Origin of the sequence: Aquimarina besae, from assembly GCF_042434905.1 — a bacterium.
GTDB lineage: Bacteria > Bacteroidota > Bacteroidia > Flavobacteriales > Flavobacteriaceae > Aquimarina.
This window is the reverse complement of record NZ_CP170199.1, coordinates 2100090-2115629: the sequence shown is the minus strand read 5'-3', so window position 1 is coordinate 2115629 and position 15540 is coordinate 2100090. Positions and strand designations below refer to the sequence as shown.

Genomic DNA, 15540 nt, shown 5'->3' with positions numbered 1-15540 from the left:
AAAATTCATGAAAAAAATAACTGACATAAAAGGAAGCTTTCGGTTACACAATGGTGTAGACATGCCATATTTTGGATTGGGGGTATATCAGTCAAATAACGACCAAGAAGTTGTTGATGCAGTAGAATGGGCTTTAGAAGCAGGATACCGCCATATAGATACCGCAAGTATTTATAAAAACGAAGAAGGGGTTGGTAAAGCTATACGCAATAGTAGTGTTCCAAGAAAAGACATTTTTGTTGTGAGTAAAGTTTGGAATTCTGATCAAGGATATGATTCAACACTAAAAGCTTTTGATAACAGCCTGAATAGATTAGAACTCGATTACCTTGATCTATATCTTATCCACTGGCCTGTTAAAGAGAAATACAAAGATACTTGGAAAGCCCTTGAAAATCTGTACAAGGAAAAACGAATCAGAGCTATTGGCGTGAGCAACTTTATGAAACATCACTTAGAAGATCTTATGAATAATTCAGAAATTAAACCAATGGTAAATCAGATGGAGTTTCATCCATTTTTAGTTCAGCAAGATCTTATTGATTTCTGTAATCAAAATGGGATTCAGTATGAAGCTTGGTCTCCGATGATGCAAGGAAAGATTTTTGAACTGTCAATTTTGGATGGTTTGGCCAAAAAATATAACAAAACAGTAGCGCAGATAGTTCTAAGATGGAATCTACAAAAAGGAGTGATCACAATACCAAAATCTTCAAAACAACATCGTATCATAGCTAATGGTAATCTATTTGATTTTGAGCTGTCTATAGAAGACGTCAATTACATAGATTCTCTGGATAAAAATGAGAGAACCGGACCGGATCCTGATAATTTCAATTTTTAGTTAGTTTTAAATTAAATTATAATGAAAAAACCTATCATATTTGCTCTTGATGATGATACACAGGTATTACGTGCAGTTACCAGAGATTTAAAGTCAGAGTATCGAAAAGAGTACCGCATAATGAGTACCGAATCTGCTAAGGATGCTTTGGAAGCCCTAGAAGATTTAAAAAAGAAAAACGAAATCGTTGCCTTGTTTTTGGTAGATCAGAGAATGCCCGAGATGCTAGGAGTAGAATTTCTAAAAGAAGCTAAAACTTTTTTTCCCGAAGCAAAGAAAGTACTCTTAACAGCCTATTCAGATACAGATGCAGCGATCAAGGCGATTAATGATGTGCAGTTGGATTACTATCTAACAAAACCATGGAACCCACCAGAAGAAAAACTATACCCCACCTTACACGATTTATTAGAGGCTTGGCAGGTAAATTATCAGCCGGAATTTGATGGGATTAAAGTAATCGGTTATCAATACTCTCCAAAATCACACGATATTAAGGATTTTTTGTCAGGAAATCTATTCCCATTTCAATGGTTAGATGCAGAAACCAGTGACAAAGCCAAAGAAATTATAGAACTGCATAATTTATCACCAACTGACTTACCGGTAATCTCATTACAAGATGGTAGTTGTTTCAAAAACCCGGATATTGTTGAGTTGGCTACGGCACTTGGCTTAAATGCGCATCCACAAGATAATTTATACGATGTAGTAATCATTGGAGCCGGTCCTTCTGGATTAGCTGCCGCTGTTTATGGTGGGTCAGAAGGTCTAAAAACTTTGTTAATCGAGAAACACGCACCTGGTGGTCAGGCAGGAACAAGTTCGAGAATAGAAAATTATCTGGGATTTCCCAATGGTCTTAGCGGTCAGGAATTAACGCATAGAGCCATTACACAGGCCAAACGTTTTGGAATAGAGTTTCTATCGCCACAAGAAGTTACTTCTATCACAGAAAAGGATGGGTATAAAAGTATTTCTCTAGGAAATGGAGAATGCATTAGTGCAAAAAGTGTAGTGATTACCACAGGTGTAAATTATAGAAAACTTGAGGCAGAAGGAATAGAAAATTATACAGGTGCCGGTATTTATTACGGCTCTTCTATGACCGAGGCGCAGGCATGTACCAATAAAGAAGTATACATTGTAGGTGGGGGTAATTCTGCCGGGCAGTCTGCGGTTTATCTTTCCAAATTTGCAAAAAATGTATATATCTCAGTTCGTAAAAAAGATCTAACCAGTGGCATGTCCAGCTATCTCATCGATCAGATAGATGCTATTGATAATATCACATTGTTAAGCCATACCAACGTCACCAAAGCTATTGGAGAAAATGAAAGGCTTACTGCTTTAGAACTAACCAACAGTATAACTTCTGACACCAGAAAAGTAGACGCGGATGCATTATTCATTTTTATCGGGGCCAAACCATATACAGACTGGATTGCCTTGGATATTATAAAAAACGAGAGAGGGTTTATAGAAACGGGTAGGGATATGAATCGTTACAAGAATTTTAAAAAAATCTGGAAAAAAGATCGGGAACCTTTTTTATTAGAAACTTGTAGCCCAGGTATCTTTGCATCAGGTGATGTAAGAGCTGGCGCAATGAACAGAGTGGCTTCTGCAGTAGGAGAAGGTGCCATGGCTATAAAATTTGTTCATGAATATCTAGCAGAAAACTAAGCTGGAAAAACCAAACCTGAAATTTACATATTTGGGAAATTTTGACAACCGGAAGATAAAAAAAGTAACATTTAAGACTTTGTCTTACGTATAAAAACTAGAAACGACTGGGTTCATCTCAAAACTTGTCAAGGTCGTAGAGTAATCTAATGTTGAGATTCTGTATCTAAAAAAACACTCAGGTAAACAGGCGTTAGGGTATAATTATTATATAATTATATCAGAAGAACCTAAAAAATTGGGGGTGATTTAAGAATATAAATTCATAATAAAACATGAAACCTAAAGCTATGTAACATCCTAACGCCACAGATAAAAAACGATATTTTTTTTTGTTACAATTAGTTTTTTTATAACATATTTTATAACCACTAATCATTACATTGTAGGGAATTTAGAATCTAAATCTTGTTTAAAATTTTAGGTGTTTAAACATATCAGAATACTTTCTTTTTAAAAATACATCAAATTTGTAAGCTTTCGCAACTAAATTCGATCTAAAGTAATAACAAAGTGTCTTAAGTTTTATTGATTAAGTATAAGAAATATCTCATTTTTTAAATCAAAAGGAATTATTGACATTAAAGAAGGAAAAACAGACCTTTTAGCCAAGTTATATTTGCCCCAACTTTGTAATATCAAAATGATTATTAACGCGAAAATACTTTTCGAAAAAATACGGGTATGAAAACTTTATATAACAACACCAGAATAACATTAATGATAGTTTTTTTCATGACAGCTTTCTACAGTCAAGCACAAGATAAACTATATAAAACCCAGCTAGAAACTGTATACCTTCAAAATACTAAAGAAATAGTATACAAAAATACGTTTAGCGATTATAACAGTAGTTTAATCGCTTTAAAAAAAATAAATTTTAAAAAAGAAATAAAAAAATCGAAGGGAAAAAACAACTATTTACTTTTTGTTTCTGATAAAAACAATATTGAATTATTCAAAGATTCTTACCTGAAAATCATACGGAAAGCAGCAAACAGAAGTCAAAGTCCAGAAGCTTTCCAGATCTTTTTAAATGATAATCTACCACAATTAGGTCATCAATTCAGCTTAGATAATAATCTCGATAAATTGTATTTTATTTCAAGAAAAGATACCTTTAATGGAAGAATAGACGCGTTACCCAGTGTTCTATAGTAATAACACAAACTCTAACAAACTAAAATGAAGAATGTCTTACCCCTTGTATTAAGAATCGCCGTTGCAATTATTTTAATACAAACCCTTAGATTTAAATTTACTGCACATCCGGATAGTGTATATATCTTTTCTAAAGTTGGCTTGGAACCATACGGTAGAATCGGAATCGGAATCGCAGAACTGATTGCCGGTATATTATTATTAATTCCAAAAACTGTTTGGATCGGAGCTACGTTAACACTTGGAGTTATAGGTGGTGCCATTTTTATGCATCTTACAAAATTAGGAATCGAAATTAATAATGATGGTGGAATCCTTTTTATCACTGCCGTAATAACTTTTATACTAAGTGCGATTATTTTGTGGTTAAAACGAAAAGAAATACAGTTTTTCTAACCTTAGAAATTAATATATCATATAACTAGAACCTCCATTATTGGAGGTTTTTTTATGCCCGGGAAAAATTGACAAGTCTTCGGGAAAAACCAACATTACCAGAGCCATTCTATTGAGTCATCTTTGTACTGTTAATTTAAAATAATATAACAATGACAGCACATAATAAATCAATATTCAATTTAATAGAAATTTTCCGTCAGGGAAAAAGACAGATTATAAAAGGCCTGAATGCAAAAACACATTGTGATCAAAGAAGTCATCACGATTTCTATTGTGACGCCGAGAGGCCTTTTATAAATACCCAAAAATAAAGAAAAGGAAAAATTGACAAGTACTTGGGAAAAACCAACATTTTAAAATGAAGATTGCTGTTGCACCTTTGTCTTGTCAAATTAAAGGACAGTTAAAACAAAATATAAATCCATCCTAAAAAAACAAATTTAGGATATCATAAAAACAGAAATCATGATAACATTTAATGTACCAACAAGAGAAGAAGTAAATACAACAAATCAAGCAATTTTTGATAACCTTACAAATGCACTAGGTTTTGTCCCTAACTTGTTTGCTACCTACGCTCATAGCGAAACTGCTTTAGAAAACTATTTAAACTTATCCAATGCCAAAACCTCATTAAGAGCTAAAGAAAAAGAAGTCGTAAACTTGGCTGTAAGCCAGGTAAACAACTGTTTATACTGTTTATCAGCACACACTGCTATCGGAAAAATGAATGGTTTTACTGATGAACAAATATTAGAATTAAGAGCTGGATATGCCTCTTTTGATACTAAATTGGATGCTTTAGCAAAATTAGCTAAAAATATTACCGAAAATAGAGGTCGTGCAGATCAGGATGTAGTAGAAAAATTCTTTGCTGCCGGATATGACAAAGGAAATCTAATTGACACTATCGTATTGGTAGGAGATAAAACAATCTCTAACTATATCCATAGCACTACACAAGTTCCAGTTGATTTTCCAGTAGCACAACCACTAGAAACTACACTAGCGTAAACTAAATAACCACTAATAAATAACCACTTGCAAATTCTGGGAAGAAAGTATTAATCATTAAAAAATCTTTCTTCTCAGAAAAACCAAAAATCATTTTAAATAATAATAAATATCAAAATCATGAAAAAGTTAATCACATTATTCACATTTGTTTTCGCAATTACACTAAGTGCATCTGCACAAGAGGTTAAAACAGTTTCTTTAGAACAAACTAAAGGAGAATTTACTCAAAAACAGCTTACACTTTCAGAAGGAAGTTATGTTTTTAATATCTCGAACAATAACTCAGGAACAGATGTAGGTTTTGTATTAGTACCGGCGGGAAAAGATGCTTCGGATCCTAAAAATCATATTCAGGAAGCGTATGTAACTAAAGTTGTTGCAGAAGGAAAAACAGAAAGCTCTAAAAAAGTAAGCTTACAAAAAGGTGAGTACAATTACTTTTGTCCTTTAAATAAAACTCCACAATACAAATTGATTGTAGAGTAATTACCCGAAAATAACCTTTATACCATATAGAATACTAGTATATCTAAACCCTAAAACCTTGTTAATTCAATTTAGCAAGGTTTTAGTTTTCTATATTTTAGCCAAAAACTAACTCAAGATGAAAAATATCATAGTATTATCCATATTCTCTTTGTTCATCATAGCTTGTAATCAAAAAACTAAAAAGGAATATAAGTATGAAAATGATACAGAAGAGGTAACGGATTCAGAAACAGTGAAAAGTAAAATCCCAACAACCGCCGAAGCTATTGCAAATGCTAATGGTTTTGAGAATTGGGACAAAGTAAAAGAAATAAAGTTCACTTTTAATGTAGATCGCGATAGTAGCCATTATGAACGTACCTGGAGTTGGAAACCTAAAAAAAGTGAAGTCACCCTAACTACTGAAAAAGATACGATTACCTATAACAGAATAAGTATTGACAGTACTTCATTAAAAGCTGATCAAGGATTTATTAACGATAAATATTGGTTATTAGCACCCTTTAATCTAGTTTGGGATCAAGACAATTTTACATCAGAACACGAGGCAAAAGCAGTTGCTCCTATAAGTGCAAAAGAAATGCAAAAATTTACTATCGTTTATAAAAACGAAGGAGGCTATACTCCCGGAGATGCTTATGATTTTTATTTTGAAGGCGATTTTAAGATTAAAGAATGGGTATTTAGAGAAAAAAATAAAAAAGAACCCTCTTTAATTACTTCCTGGGAAGATTATGAAAATTTCAATGGTATAACCATAGCCAAAACGCATAAACGTAATGAAGGTGATTGGAAACTTCATTTCACCAATATTGAAGTGATTACAGAGTAGTTTTGACCCGGCGAAACCCAAGTATTATGTTTTGGTCCTTTTTGAAATAAAGAAGGTGACCGCCAAAGCTATTAAAGAAGCTACCAGCAAAGCAGTAAAACTAAGTTTTAAACTATCAATTTTAGATAATAATCCTAGAAACGGCGGGCTGACCATAAAACCCAGATAGCCAAATCCCGCGACAAAAGATATTCCCTTTGCAGGAGAAACTCCCCTTGTTTTTCCAGCCAATCTAAATAGTTCAGGTATAATTACTGAAAAACCTAGGCCTACAAGACCGAAGCCCACTATCGATAGTATTAATGTACCACTAAGTACTGCAAAAAAACCACAGGCACTGATCATACATCCACTGATAATTATTGATAAAGATCCGAAGTGTTTACTCACTCCATCGCCAAAGAAACGACCTAATGTCATCATAACCGAAAAAGCTACAAAACCAAAGCCCGAAATTTTCTCTGAAGAAATTTTTACAACATCCTGTATATAAAGTTTACTCCAATGTTCTATTGCACCTTCGCTCCCCATAATTAAGAAAGCAACAACAGTTAGTCCAAATAGTGGTCTTATAAGTGAAAGGTCAAAAGATTTTTTTGAACGTTCTTCTTTCCTTCCTTTCATTGCTATGTATTCTTTACAGACTAATATATTGGTTACAATGACAAATACTGTAGCGCATAACATATGCGTGAAGGGTACTTGAACGTAAGTAATCAACAAACTACCTATTCCTGCCCCAATCACTCCGCCCAAACTAAAAAATCCATGAGAAGCAGACATGATATGAATATCATCCTCCTGCTCAATTTCAGATACTAGTGCATTCATTGCAATATCGGTTAAACAAGCAGATAGGCCAACAACAAATAAAATCAAACAAAGTAAGATATAACTTTGAGCAATAATTGGCATTAGAAATAATAAGGAAAATAATATGATACCAACCAACGTTACCTTACCTACTCCAAATCTTGCTATAATTAAAGAAGCCAAGGGAATCATCGCCAAGGTACCTAATGCAAAACAGAAAAGGGCAATACCTAGTTGTGCATCATCAATTCTTAATTTTTGTCTTACGTATGGAATATAAAGCACCCAAGTGCCTGTCATAATATTTAAGGATGCAAAGACCCATGCCGGTCCGAAATATCGTAATCTCGTAATGATTAAGTATAATGAATTCAATTTTTACTATTTAAATTCTATTTTTAATTCCGAAAAATCATCAAAAATATCCTCTATGCTCCTACAAAATAACCTAAAACCAAATTAAAATATCCCTTTAACATCAAAAACACCTACGTGTTTCATCTGTACTTCCATAAAACAGTTGATTAAATAAATTATCTGGATTTTTTTTCTAAAATTCCGCGTTTCAGAATTTGTCCAAACTCATACATATCTTCATAAGAGCAGTAAAATGGAGCAGGTGCTAATCGAATCACATTAGGTTCTCTCCAGTCTGTTATCACTCCGTTTTTCATCAAATAATCAAAAAGTTTTCTCCCTTCTCCGTGAAGAAAAACTGATAATTGGGTACCACGTTCTTCCTGATTTGATGGTGTAATAATCTCAAAAGTACTATCTACCTCAGCATCAATTTCTTTTAATATAAACTCAAGATAGGCAACAATGATATTTCGTTTTTTGATCAAAGCTTCCATTCCTACTTCATCAAATAATTCTAACGAAGCGAGATAAGGAGCTAAAGATAAAATAGGTGCATTACTCAATTGCCAAGCGTCTGCATTGGGCATGGGTTCAAACTCCGGCTTCATTAAAAATCTTGATTCTCTTTTGGTTCCCCACCATCCTTCAAATCTAGGGATATCTTTTTTATTATGAAATCGCTCATGAATAAAACATCCAGACGCATTTCCCGGACCACTATTCATGTATTTATAACTACACCAAGATGCAAAATCCACATCCCAATCATGTAGTTTTAATTCTATATTACCGGCTCCGTGTGCCAGATCCCAACCAACAAAAGCACCAACGTCATGCCCCGCTTTAGTAATGGTTTTCATATCAAAAACCTGACCTGTATAGTAATTAACTCCACCTATCATAATTAAGGCACACTCCTCTCCTACTGATTGAATCGTAGCCAGTATATCTTCTATCCTAAAATTATGTTCCCCTTTTCGTTTTTTGATTTCTACAATCGCATCATCAGGTTCATATCCGTGAAATCGAACCTGACTCTGCAGCATATATTGATCACTGGGAAAAGCCTTTTCTTCGCAAATGATTTTATATCGTTTTCCCTTGGGTCTATAGAAAGAAACCATCAATAAGTGAAGATTCACCGTAAGCGTATTCATCACAGTAATTTCTGAAGGTTTAGCTCCTACAATTTTACTTAATGGCTTGGCCATACGCTCATGATAATCCCACCAAGGTTTATCTGCATAAAAATGCCCTTCGACCGCAAGCTCTGCCCAATCCTTCATTACTTCATCTACATATTCCTTTGTGTTTTTAGGTTGAAGCCCTAAAGAATTTCCTGTGAAATATATAACCTGCTTACTATTTACTTTAGGAAAAAGAAATTGATCTCTGTAAGATTTTAATGGATCTTTTTCATCTAATTTTTTGGCAAATTCTCTACTATTTTCGAATTGCATTTTTGAGTTTTGATTCAAAAATACAGATTACAGTCGAGATTATATAATCTTTTAAAATTGTCTCTAAAATAATGGGGAAATTACCCTTATTTTAGTATCTTACTAGCGCACTAAAACCAATAGACACAAAAACAAACAGACCTATATCCTGAGTGTCTATAAATGTTCAGGTATACAATATCATCTTAAACTCATATTCTAATGAAAGAATTAAAAAAATTAGACAGTGTAAAAACAATTAGTAAAGAAGTTCAGAAAAATATAAATGGCGGACATTGCCCCCCTTGTGGACCTGGAGAATGTGGCCAAATTATTTTCCCGGGGCCGGATTGGTTTTGCGCGCCTTGCTAGTGGTAACCAATAAGCATTCATCACAGAAAATGTAAAAATTTTTCAATTGCAGTAGTTTTGTATGAGCTACTGTAATTTTTTAATAAGATCTCTACTTTTTCAAAATTATGGTTTTATCTATCCTGTAAAATGGTTTTTAAAACCGATATTGCTTCTTCCTTTTTATTTTGATTTAAATATACTAAAGTCTTATTCCAATATACTGATGATCGGAATTAATTAATATAAATATTAGCTTTGCCAAAAAAAAGTTACATCCATGCACTTTTTACCTGAAGCTTTAGACACCTATGTAGTAAATCATACAGAAAAGGAACCTGAATTGCTACAACAATTGACCCGAGAAACGTATCAAAAGATATTGCAGCCCCGTATGCTTAGCGGTCCTTATCAAGGTCGTGTTTTGAGCATGATTTCTAAATTGATTCATCCAAAGAATATTTTGGAAATTGGCACCTATACCGGGTATTCAGCTTTATGCCTAGCAGAAGGAATGCAAAAGAATGGTGTTCTGCACACCATCGATATCAACGAGGAACTGGAAGATTTTCAGCGTAAATATTTTGATCTGTCTCCATATGGTCGTCAAATATATCAGCATGTTGGTGATGCAACTGAGATCATACCAAATATGGATATAAAATTTGACTTAGTTTTTATTGATGCCGATAAACCCAATTATTCTAAATATTTTGAATTAATCATTAGAAAAATGAATCCAGGCGGTATCATTTTATCTGATAATGTACTTTGGAGCGGAAAAGTAATTGAAAAAGTTGCAGAAGATGATATCTCTACAAACGCGCTCTTAGCATATAATCAGCTTTTGGTGGAAGACCATCGAGTTGAAACTGTAATGCTACCGATTAGGGATGGTTTAACTATTAGTCGAGTATTATAAAAAAAGTGGAATCTAAATCGAATAGATTCCACTTCTCACATATATTAGTAACTACAATTGCTAATTCATATTCTATTGTACTGCTTTGAGAGCGTCGATATTACCAAACCCAAATTTACTATTACGATTAGGATAAAACTCCCCGGCTCTCTTTAACTTATCCAACACTTGAGCTCTAGTCATATTAGGATTACGAGCCCATACCAACGCTGCGATACCAGCTGTCATAGCAGTTGCTACAGATGATCCGCCAACATACGACTGGGCACCATTATTAAATCCTAATACTGGTACAGTTCTACTAGTATTACTTGCTCTTTGCATAATGATGGTAAAGTCAATTTTACTACCATCGTGGCAAATATCACAACGATTATACCCATTATCTTTTAATCCCGTTACCGCTACTGTTTCGCTCATACTCGCCGGGAAGATCACACCGTACCAGTTCGTAAACGTAGTAGAAGTTCCTCCCGCTGCCATAATCAATTTACCTTTACCATAGGCATATCGCACCGCATCTTTTACATTACCAATAGACCAAGGATATCCAATAGACATGGAGATTATTTTAACATCGCTTCTATTGCCTAACGCTTTTAGCGCATTACTGACTCCTTTACGTTCGTGATAATCATTTAAAACCACATCTTCTGTTCCTCTATATGCAACTAAATTCGCATTATAGGCAACACCAACTGGCATAAAATCATTATTTCGTGGAGAAGCTAAGGCGGATGCCATCTGTGTTCCGTGACCACATCTGTCATTAGGGCCATCTACGTTATTTGACCACCACCAAGGAGAATCAATAAATGTTCCGTAACGTTGTACAAATCTTCCATTAGAAGCACCATCATTGAACCCACTTCCTAAAAGACTTTGGTTTGCAGATAGTCCGGTATCTATAAGTCCTACTGTAATACCAGCTCCTGTACTAAGACTCCAAGCATCATCAATATTGTGCTTTTTGAAATTCCAAGGTAATCTTGCATTTGGAGAGATCACACTATAATCACCGCTATTGATGGATTGCCCATTTTGACTGCATCCGGCCGATTTTTGTTGCACCGCCTCTTGCAGATAAAAACCATAACCGTTTGGCTCCAAATATCGAATATTATCCATTGCTTTTAATTCTGAAATAGTTTTAATGTTGGTTATCTTAACATCTAAAACATTTAAAAGCTCATCTTCTGCTACTTGAAAGCTAGAACGTGTTACACCTTCAGTATTCTGGATGGTACTATATATATTCTCTATAATAGTATTTAATCTTGACGATCGCTGTGTGCCATCGATAAAGCTCTCGCCCTTTTCACCAAAACCGATGGTCAATACTTCTCCTCCGTGCATTACCGCGCTGTAAAGTATATTATCCGGCGCAGTGGTCCAATTTAAATCACCATTTTGCTTGAGTTCTGTTTCTATAAACGAATTAATCTCTTCGATTGAAAGGATTTTCTGAGAGGTAACGCTTTCGTCAATAATTTCGGCTGGATCGTCTTTAGAACATGAAACGATAAGGAATAGCCCCAAAATTAGAGTAATAATTTTTTTCATTTTAGTATAAGATTAATGAGTTTGTGTGTTATCGATATTTTAATAGAGATACTTTCCTTAAAAACACCAATAATTATCATTTAGTTAATTTCAGTACTAATTTATTAAATAAAATTAAATTATTATCATATTATTTTGAAGAAATCATAAAAAACAAAGCGTTACTATGCTTGCATAGGAGTATAAAATAGTGTTAGATACCAATGTTTACTAGGGTTCTACGGAAAAAGACTACAAAAAATATTTACTGCAAAAAAAACATCTTTTTTTACTTAGAATGCTAAAAAAATAGCTTTTAGTTTATCAAATTGATAATAACTGGAATACTTAAATTAGAATTTACGTTTTACTGGACCAGTAATTTCCTCGATATCATCTTTAACCTGATTGATTTCTTTTTTGATATCTGTAGTAATAGAGGAAGGAATGTCTGTATCTATACCGTGCTTTTCTGCACTTTTAGTAATTTCAGATTTGATATCATTTGTAGCGTCCTTTACAATACGCATTCCTTTACCCAAACCTCTTGCGATTTCAGGTATTTTATCCGCACCAAAAACCATCACCAATATAAAGACAATAAAGGCTATTTCGGTTCCGCTAATAAATAATGGTAATGTAATCATATCGATACAAATATAGCTACAATTATGTACAGAAAAAAGCCGTTCGTGATCACGAACGGCTTAAATCTATAATTTAAGTTTTTTTTAGCTTATTGGCCTTTCACTTTATCTTTGAATTTATCAAATTTTCCAAGCTTCTTGTTCTGCGGCCAGCTATTATTAGAGGTGTCTATATCGGCTGTTTCCTGATTAGGATCTACAACTATTTTAGAAATTGCTTTTTCTGATGCTATGGCTCTTTTTACAGCATCGTCATTCTTTCTCCAAATTTCTGCCGGATAGGTTATCATTTCAGAAGTTCCATCTTCATAAGTATATTCTACGATTAATGGCATAACTAATCCTCCTGGTTTTTCGAAAGTAACTTCATAAAAATATTTTGGCTCTTTCAAAACTTCTCTCTCCTCTACTGAAAAATTATCGATCAAATATTCTTTGAGTGTTTTAGCATCTTCAATAATATTCCCATTTTTCTTGATAGTCTCATACTCTGCACTGCCTTCTTCTACCATAAATACTAATGGTCCAAAATCTTCGATTTTAGCTCCTCTTGCTGCAGCAAAATCTTTAGCTCTCTGATTTGGCTCTTTTGAAACTACATATTTCTTAACATCTTTTACTCCGATATCCGTATAATCGGTAGTGTAGAACCATCCTCTCCAGAACCAATCTAAATCCACAGCAGAGGCATCTTCCATAGTTCTGAAGAAATCTTCTGGTGTTGGGTGCTTAAACATCCATCTCTGGGAATATGTTCTGAACGAATAATCAAAAAGGTCTCTACCCATTATCGTTTCTCTAAGGATATTTAACCCAGTTGCAGGTTTAGAGTAAGCATTGGAGCCAAACTGATGGATATTATTGGATTGAGACATAATCGGAGAAATAAAGCTTTGATCACCGCTCATATAAGGAACTATCTTGGCTGCCGGCCCTCGCCTGGAAGGATATTTTTTCAAAGGAGTAATCGCATCTGGATACCACTCTCCAAAATCCTGTTCTGCAACATATTGAACAAAAGTATTTAACCCTTCATCCATCCAAGTCCATTGACGTTCGTCACTATTCACAATCATCGGAAAAAAGTTGTGCCCTACTTCATGAATAATGACACTCATCATTCCGTATTTTGTACGATCACTAAACTTACCTTCTTTATCCGGTCTTCCGTAATTCCAACAAATCATAGGATATTCCATTCCTTGATTCTTGGCGTGAACAGATATCGCTTTGTGGTAAGGATAATCAAATGTCATTCTACTATAAGACTTCAATGTACTTGCTACTACTTTTGTAGACCAATCTTCCCATAGAGGATTTCCTTCTTTAGGGTACATAGAAACCGCCATCACATCTTTCCCTCCTATTTTAACCGCCATCATATCCCAGATAAATCGTCTGGAAGTTGCAAATCCGAAATCACGTACATTTTTTGCACTAAGTTTCCAGGTTTTTTTATTTTCAGAAAAAGATTTTTCTTTTGCTTCTGCCTCTTTTTGGGTAACTATTACAACGGGCTTTTCATATGATTTTTTTGCTTTGTTGTAACGATCCATCATTTCTTTTGTAAAAACCTCTTTTCTATTAACCAATACACCAGTTCCGTCTAAAATATGATCGGCAGGCACCGTGATATTCACGTCAAAATTTCCAAACGGTAATGCAAATTCTCCTCTACCCCAAAACTGATGATTTTGCCAACCTTCTACATCATTATATACTGCCATTCTTGGATAAAACTGAGCAATTACATAAGCTCTATTGCCATCTTCAAATTCCTCATATCCGGATCTTCCCCTGCCGTTAACGTGATCGTTAATATTATACCACCAATCGATAGAAAACACAAATTTGGCTCCAGATGCTAAATGTTTTGGCATCTCTACGCGCATCATTGTGCCATTGATAGTATATTGTAAAGGCTTACCTACTGCATCTTTTACAGCAGTTATGTTAAATCCTCCGTCAAAAGGTTCACCTAGGTATTTTCCAACAAACCTACTTGGTGGATCCGCTGCATCTACGCCAGTTGGTTGAATCAACGGAGTTTTTGATTTTTTGGAGCGCATATTCTGATCTAATTGCACCCATAAAAACTCTAAATTATCCGGAGAGTTATTGGTGTAGGTAATAGTTTCTTTACCGGTAAGTTTTTTGTTTTTATCATCAAGCTCGATATCCATCTTATAATCTGCCTGCTGCTGATAATAAGCAGCTCCAGGTGCTCCAGAAGCAGTTCTATACATATTAGGAGTTGCAAACTCATCATACATTTGCTTAAACTTGTTTTGATTTGTATGCCCTAGCTCACGCTTTGGTTGGTCTTCATTTTCGTTTTGTGCATACAATCCAGAAACAAAAAATGTTACTGAAAGAATAAAAAGTATTTTTTTCATTAGAGTGTAATTGTGTTTTGTAATAAATCGCAAAATAGTTGTTTTTTAAAAGTTTAATCATTTATTCACTAAACTTTAACACGCCTGTATCCTTTTCTTTTTCTAAGATCAGACTTTTACGTTTTTTCCCTTTTTTTACGTGAATAATATTCTGTTGTTCTTCAAAGAAATCCATTAGAGCTTGATTGGTTACCGATATTGTTTCGAAAGAAGTCACATTTTCTACTTCCAGATAACACAGTACAAGATCATTATCGTATTCTTTACCAATAAAGCTAAAAACAACCGGTTGATCATTAACTATAATATTCAACTTCTGTTTTAAATATGTCCTCAAGTATTGATCTACTTTGGCTTCTTGTTGTTCTGAAACTAACTCTATCGTTTTATCATATCGTTGTCTCAAGACTTCTTCTAAGTCGTCAATAAATATCCTGGAAATAATTTGTAATGACTTTTGTTCTTCTCTATACTCGATTTGAGTGACACTTACATAGAATTTATGCATTATACTAAATGAACTTAAAACGATCAAAAGTATAGGAAAAATAAATAGTAGTTTCTTCATCTGTAATATTGTAATAGCAAGTAAATGTACTATTTTGACATAAAAAATTATGCCAAAAAACTCCTATTTTATAA

14 protein-coding genes are annotated in these 15540 nt (G+C 34.0%); 8 read left to right on the top strand and 6 right to left on the bottom strand.

Going from position 1 to position 15540, the window contains the following annotated elements; all coding sequences use genetic code 11:
• Positions 1 to 7 precede the first annotated feature (7 nt).
• The 7 genes from ACE94K_RS09205 to ACE94K_RS09175 all read left to right on the top strand — a co-directional run bounded on the left by ACE94K_RS09205 (position 8) and on the right by ACE94K_RS09175 (position 6428).
• Entirely contained in the window at positions 8 to 844 is an 837-nt protein-coding gene (locus tag ACE94K_RS09205) for an aldo/keto reductase (RefSeq protein WP_378183190.1), read from the top strand.
• Positions 845 to 865: 21 nt separating this feature from the next.
• The gene (locus ACE94K_RS09200; RefSeq protein ID WP_378183187.1) at positions 866 to 2530 is read left to right on the top strand and encodes an FAD-dependent oxidoreductase; all 1665 of its coding nucleotides are present in this window, start codon (positions 866 to 868) and stop codon (positions 2528 to 2530) included.
• Positions 2531 to 3214: 684 nt separating this feature from the next.
• Positions 3215 to 3688: a hypothetical protein gene (locus ACE94K_RS09195; RefSeq protein ID WP_378183184.1), complete on the top strand. Its 474-nt coding sequence runs from the start codon at positions 3215 to 3217 to the stop codon at positions 3686 to 3688.
• A gap of 27 nt (positions 3689 to 3715) precedes the next feature.
• Entirely contained in the window at positions 3716 to 4087 is a 372-nt protein-coding gene (locus ACE94K_RS09190; RefSeq protein WP_378183181.1) for a DoxX family membrane protein, read from the top strand.
• Positions 4088 to 4555: 468 nt separating this feature from the next.
• The gene (locus ACE94K_RS09185; RefSeq protein ID WP_378183178.1) at positions 4556 to 5104 is read left to right on the top strand and encodes a carboxymuconolactone decarboxylase family protein; all 549 of its coding nucleotides are present in this window, start codon (positions 4556 to 4558) and stop codon (positions 5102 to 5104) included.
• A 120-nt stretch (positions 5105 to 5224) separates the two neighbouring features.
• Positions 5225 to 5593 carry a cupredoxin domain-containing protein gene (locus tag ACE94K_RS09180; protein WP_378183175.1) on the top strand — a complete coding sequence of 123 codons (369 nt, stop codon included), beginning with the start codon at positions 5225 to 5227 and terminating at the stop codon, positions 5591 to 5593.
• A 118-nt stretch (positions 5594 to 5711) separates the two neighbouring features.
• Complete coding sequence (locus tag ACE94K_RS09175; protein ID WP_378183172.1) at positions 5712 to 6428, top strand: hypothetical protein; 717 nt, start codon at positions 5712 to 5714, stop codon at positions 6426 to 6428.
• A gap of 24 nt (positions 6429 to 6452) precedes the next feature.
• Here ACE94K_RS09175 and ACE94K_RS09170 read toward each other — a convergent pair whose 3' ends face one another.
• Both ACE94K_RS09170 and kynU read right to left on the bottom strand, forming a co-directional pair.
• Positions 6453 to 7616: an MFS transporter gene (locus tag ACE94K_RS09170; RefSeq protein WP_378183169.1), complete on the bottom strand. Its 1164-nt coding sequence runs from the start codon at positions 7614 to 7616 to the stop codon at positions 6453 to 6455.
• Between the two features lie 158 nt (positions 7617 to 7774).
• Positions 7775 to 9061, bottom strand: coding sequence for a kynureninase (gene kynU, locus ACE94K_RS09165; protein WP_378183166.1), 1287 nt, complete (start codon positions 9059 to 9061; stop codon positions 7775 to 7777).
• 610 nt (positions 9062 to 9671) lie between these two features.
• Between kynU and ACE94K_RS09160 the strand changes: the two genes are divergently transcribed.
• A complete protein-coding gene (locus ACE94K_RS09160; protein ID WP_378183163.1) occupies positions 9672 to 10313 on the top strand; it encodes an O-methyltransferase in 642 nt (213 codons plus the stop codon).
• A 72-nt stretch (positions 10314 to 10385) separates the two neighbouring features.
• Here ACE94K_RS09160 and ACE94K_RS09155 read toward each other — a convergent pair whose 3' ends face one another.
• The 4 genes from ACE94K_RS09155 to ACE94K_RS09140 form a co-directional block, all read right to left on the bottom strand.
• Positions 10386 to 11876 carry a S8 family serine peptidase gene (locus tag ACE94K_RS09155; protein WP_378183160.1) on the bottom strand — a complete coding sequence of 497 codons (1491 nt, stop codon included), beginning with the start codon at positions 11874 to 11876 and terminating at the stop codon, positions 10386 to 10388.
• 332 nt (positions 11877 to 12208) lie between these two features.
• Positions 12209 to 12502: a twin-arginine translocase TatA/TatE family subunit gene (locus ACE94K_RS09150; protein WP_378183157.1), complete on the bottom strand. Its 294-nt coding sequence runs from the start codon at positions 12500 to 12502 to the stop codon at positions 12209 to 12211.
• Positions 12503 to 12591: 89 nt separating this feature from the next.
• Positions 12592 to 14898 carry a M1 family metallopeptidase gene (locus tag ACE94K_RS09145; protein WP_378183154.1) on the bottom strand — a complete coding sequence of 769 codons (2307 nt, stop codon included), beginning with the start codon at positions 14896 to 14898 and terminating at the stop codon, positions 12592 to 12594.
• 61 nt (positions 14899 to 14959) lie between these two features.
• Positions 14960 to 15466: a DUF6702 family protein gene (locus tag ACE94K_RS09140; protein ID WP_378183152.1), complete on the bottom strand. Its 507-nt coding sequence runs from the start codon at positions 15464 to 15466 to the stop codon at positions 14960 to 14962.
• Positions 15467 to 15540 lie beyond the last annotated feature (74 nt).

Bases quoted from the DNA above. Each gene is read 5' to 3' on its own strand.
- ACE94K_RS09205 (WP_378183190.1), top strand. From the start codon at position 8: ATGAAAAAAATAACTGACATAAAAGGAAGCTTTCGGTTACACAATGGT.
- ACE94K_RS09200 (WP_378183187.1), top strand. From the start codon at position 866: ATGAAAAAACCTATCATATTTGCTCTTGATGATGATACACAGGTATTA.
- ACE94K_RS09195 (WP_378183184.1), top strand. From the start codon at position 3,215: ATGAAAACTTTATATAACAACACCAGAATAACATTAATGATAGTTTTT.
- ACE94K_RS09190 (WP_378183181.1), top strand. From the start codon at position 3,716: ATGAAGAATGTCTTACCCCTTGTATTAAGAATCGCCGTTGCAATTATT.
- ACE94K_RS09185 (WP_378183178.1), top strand. From the start codon at position 4,556: ATGATAACATTTAATGTACCAACAAGAGAAGAAGTAAATACAACAAAT.
- ACE94K_RS09180 (WP_378183175.1), top strand. From the start codon at position 5,225: ATGAAAAAGTTAATCACATTATTCACATTTGTTTTCGCAATTACACTA.
- ACE94K_RS09175 (WP_378183172.1), top strand. From the start codon at position 5,712: ATGAAAAATATCATAGTATTATCCATATTCTCTTTGTTCATCATAGCT.
- kynU (WP_378183166.1), bottom strand. From the start codon at position 9,061: ATGCAATTCGAAAATAGTAGAGAATTTGCCAAAAAATTAGATGAAAAA.
- ACE94K_RS09160 (WP_378183163.1), top strand. From the start codon at position 9,672: ATGCACTTTTTACCTGAAGCTTTAGACACCTATGTAGTAAATCATACA.
- ACE94K_RS09155 (WP_378183160.1), bottom strand. From the start codon at position 11,876: ATGAAAAAAATTATTACTCTAATTTTGGGGCTATTCCTTATCGTTTCA.
- ACE94K_RS09150 (WP_378183157.1), bottom strand. From the start codon at position 12,502: ATGATTACATTACCATTATTTATTAGCGGAACCGAAATAGCCTTTATT.
- ACE94K_RS09145 (WP_378183154.1), bottom strand. From the start codon at position 14,898: ATGAAAAAAATACTTTTTATTCTTTCAGTAACATTTTTTGTTTCTGGA.
- ACE94K_RS09140 (WP_378183152.1), bottom strand. From the start codon at position 15,466: ATGAAGAAACTACTATTTATTTTTCCTATACTTTTGATCGTTTTAAGT.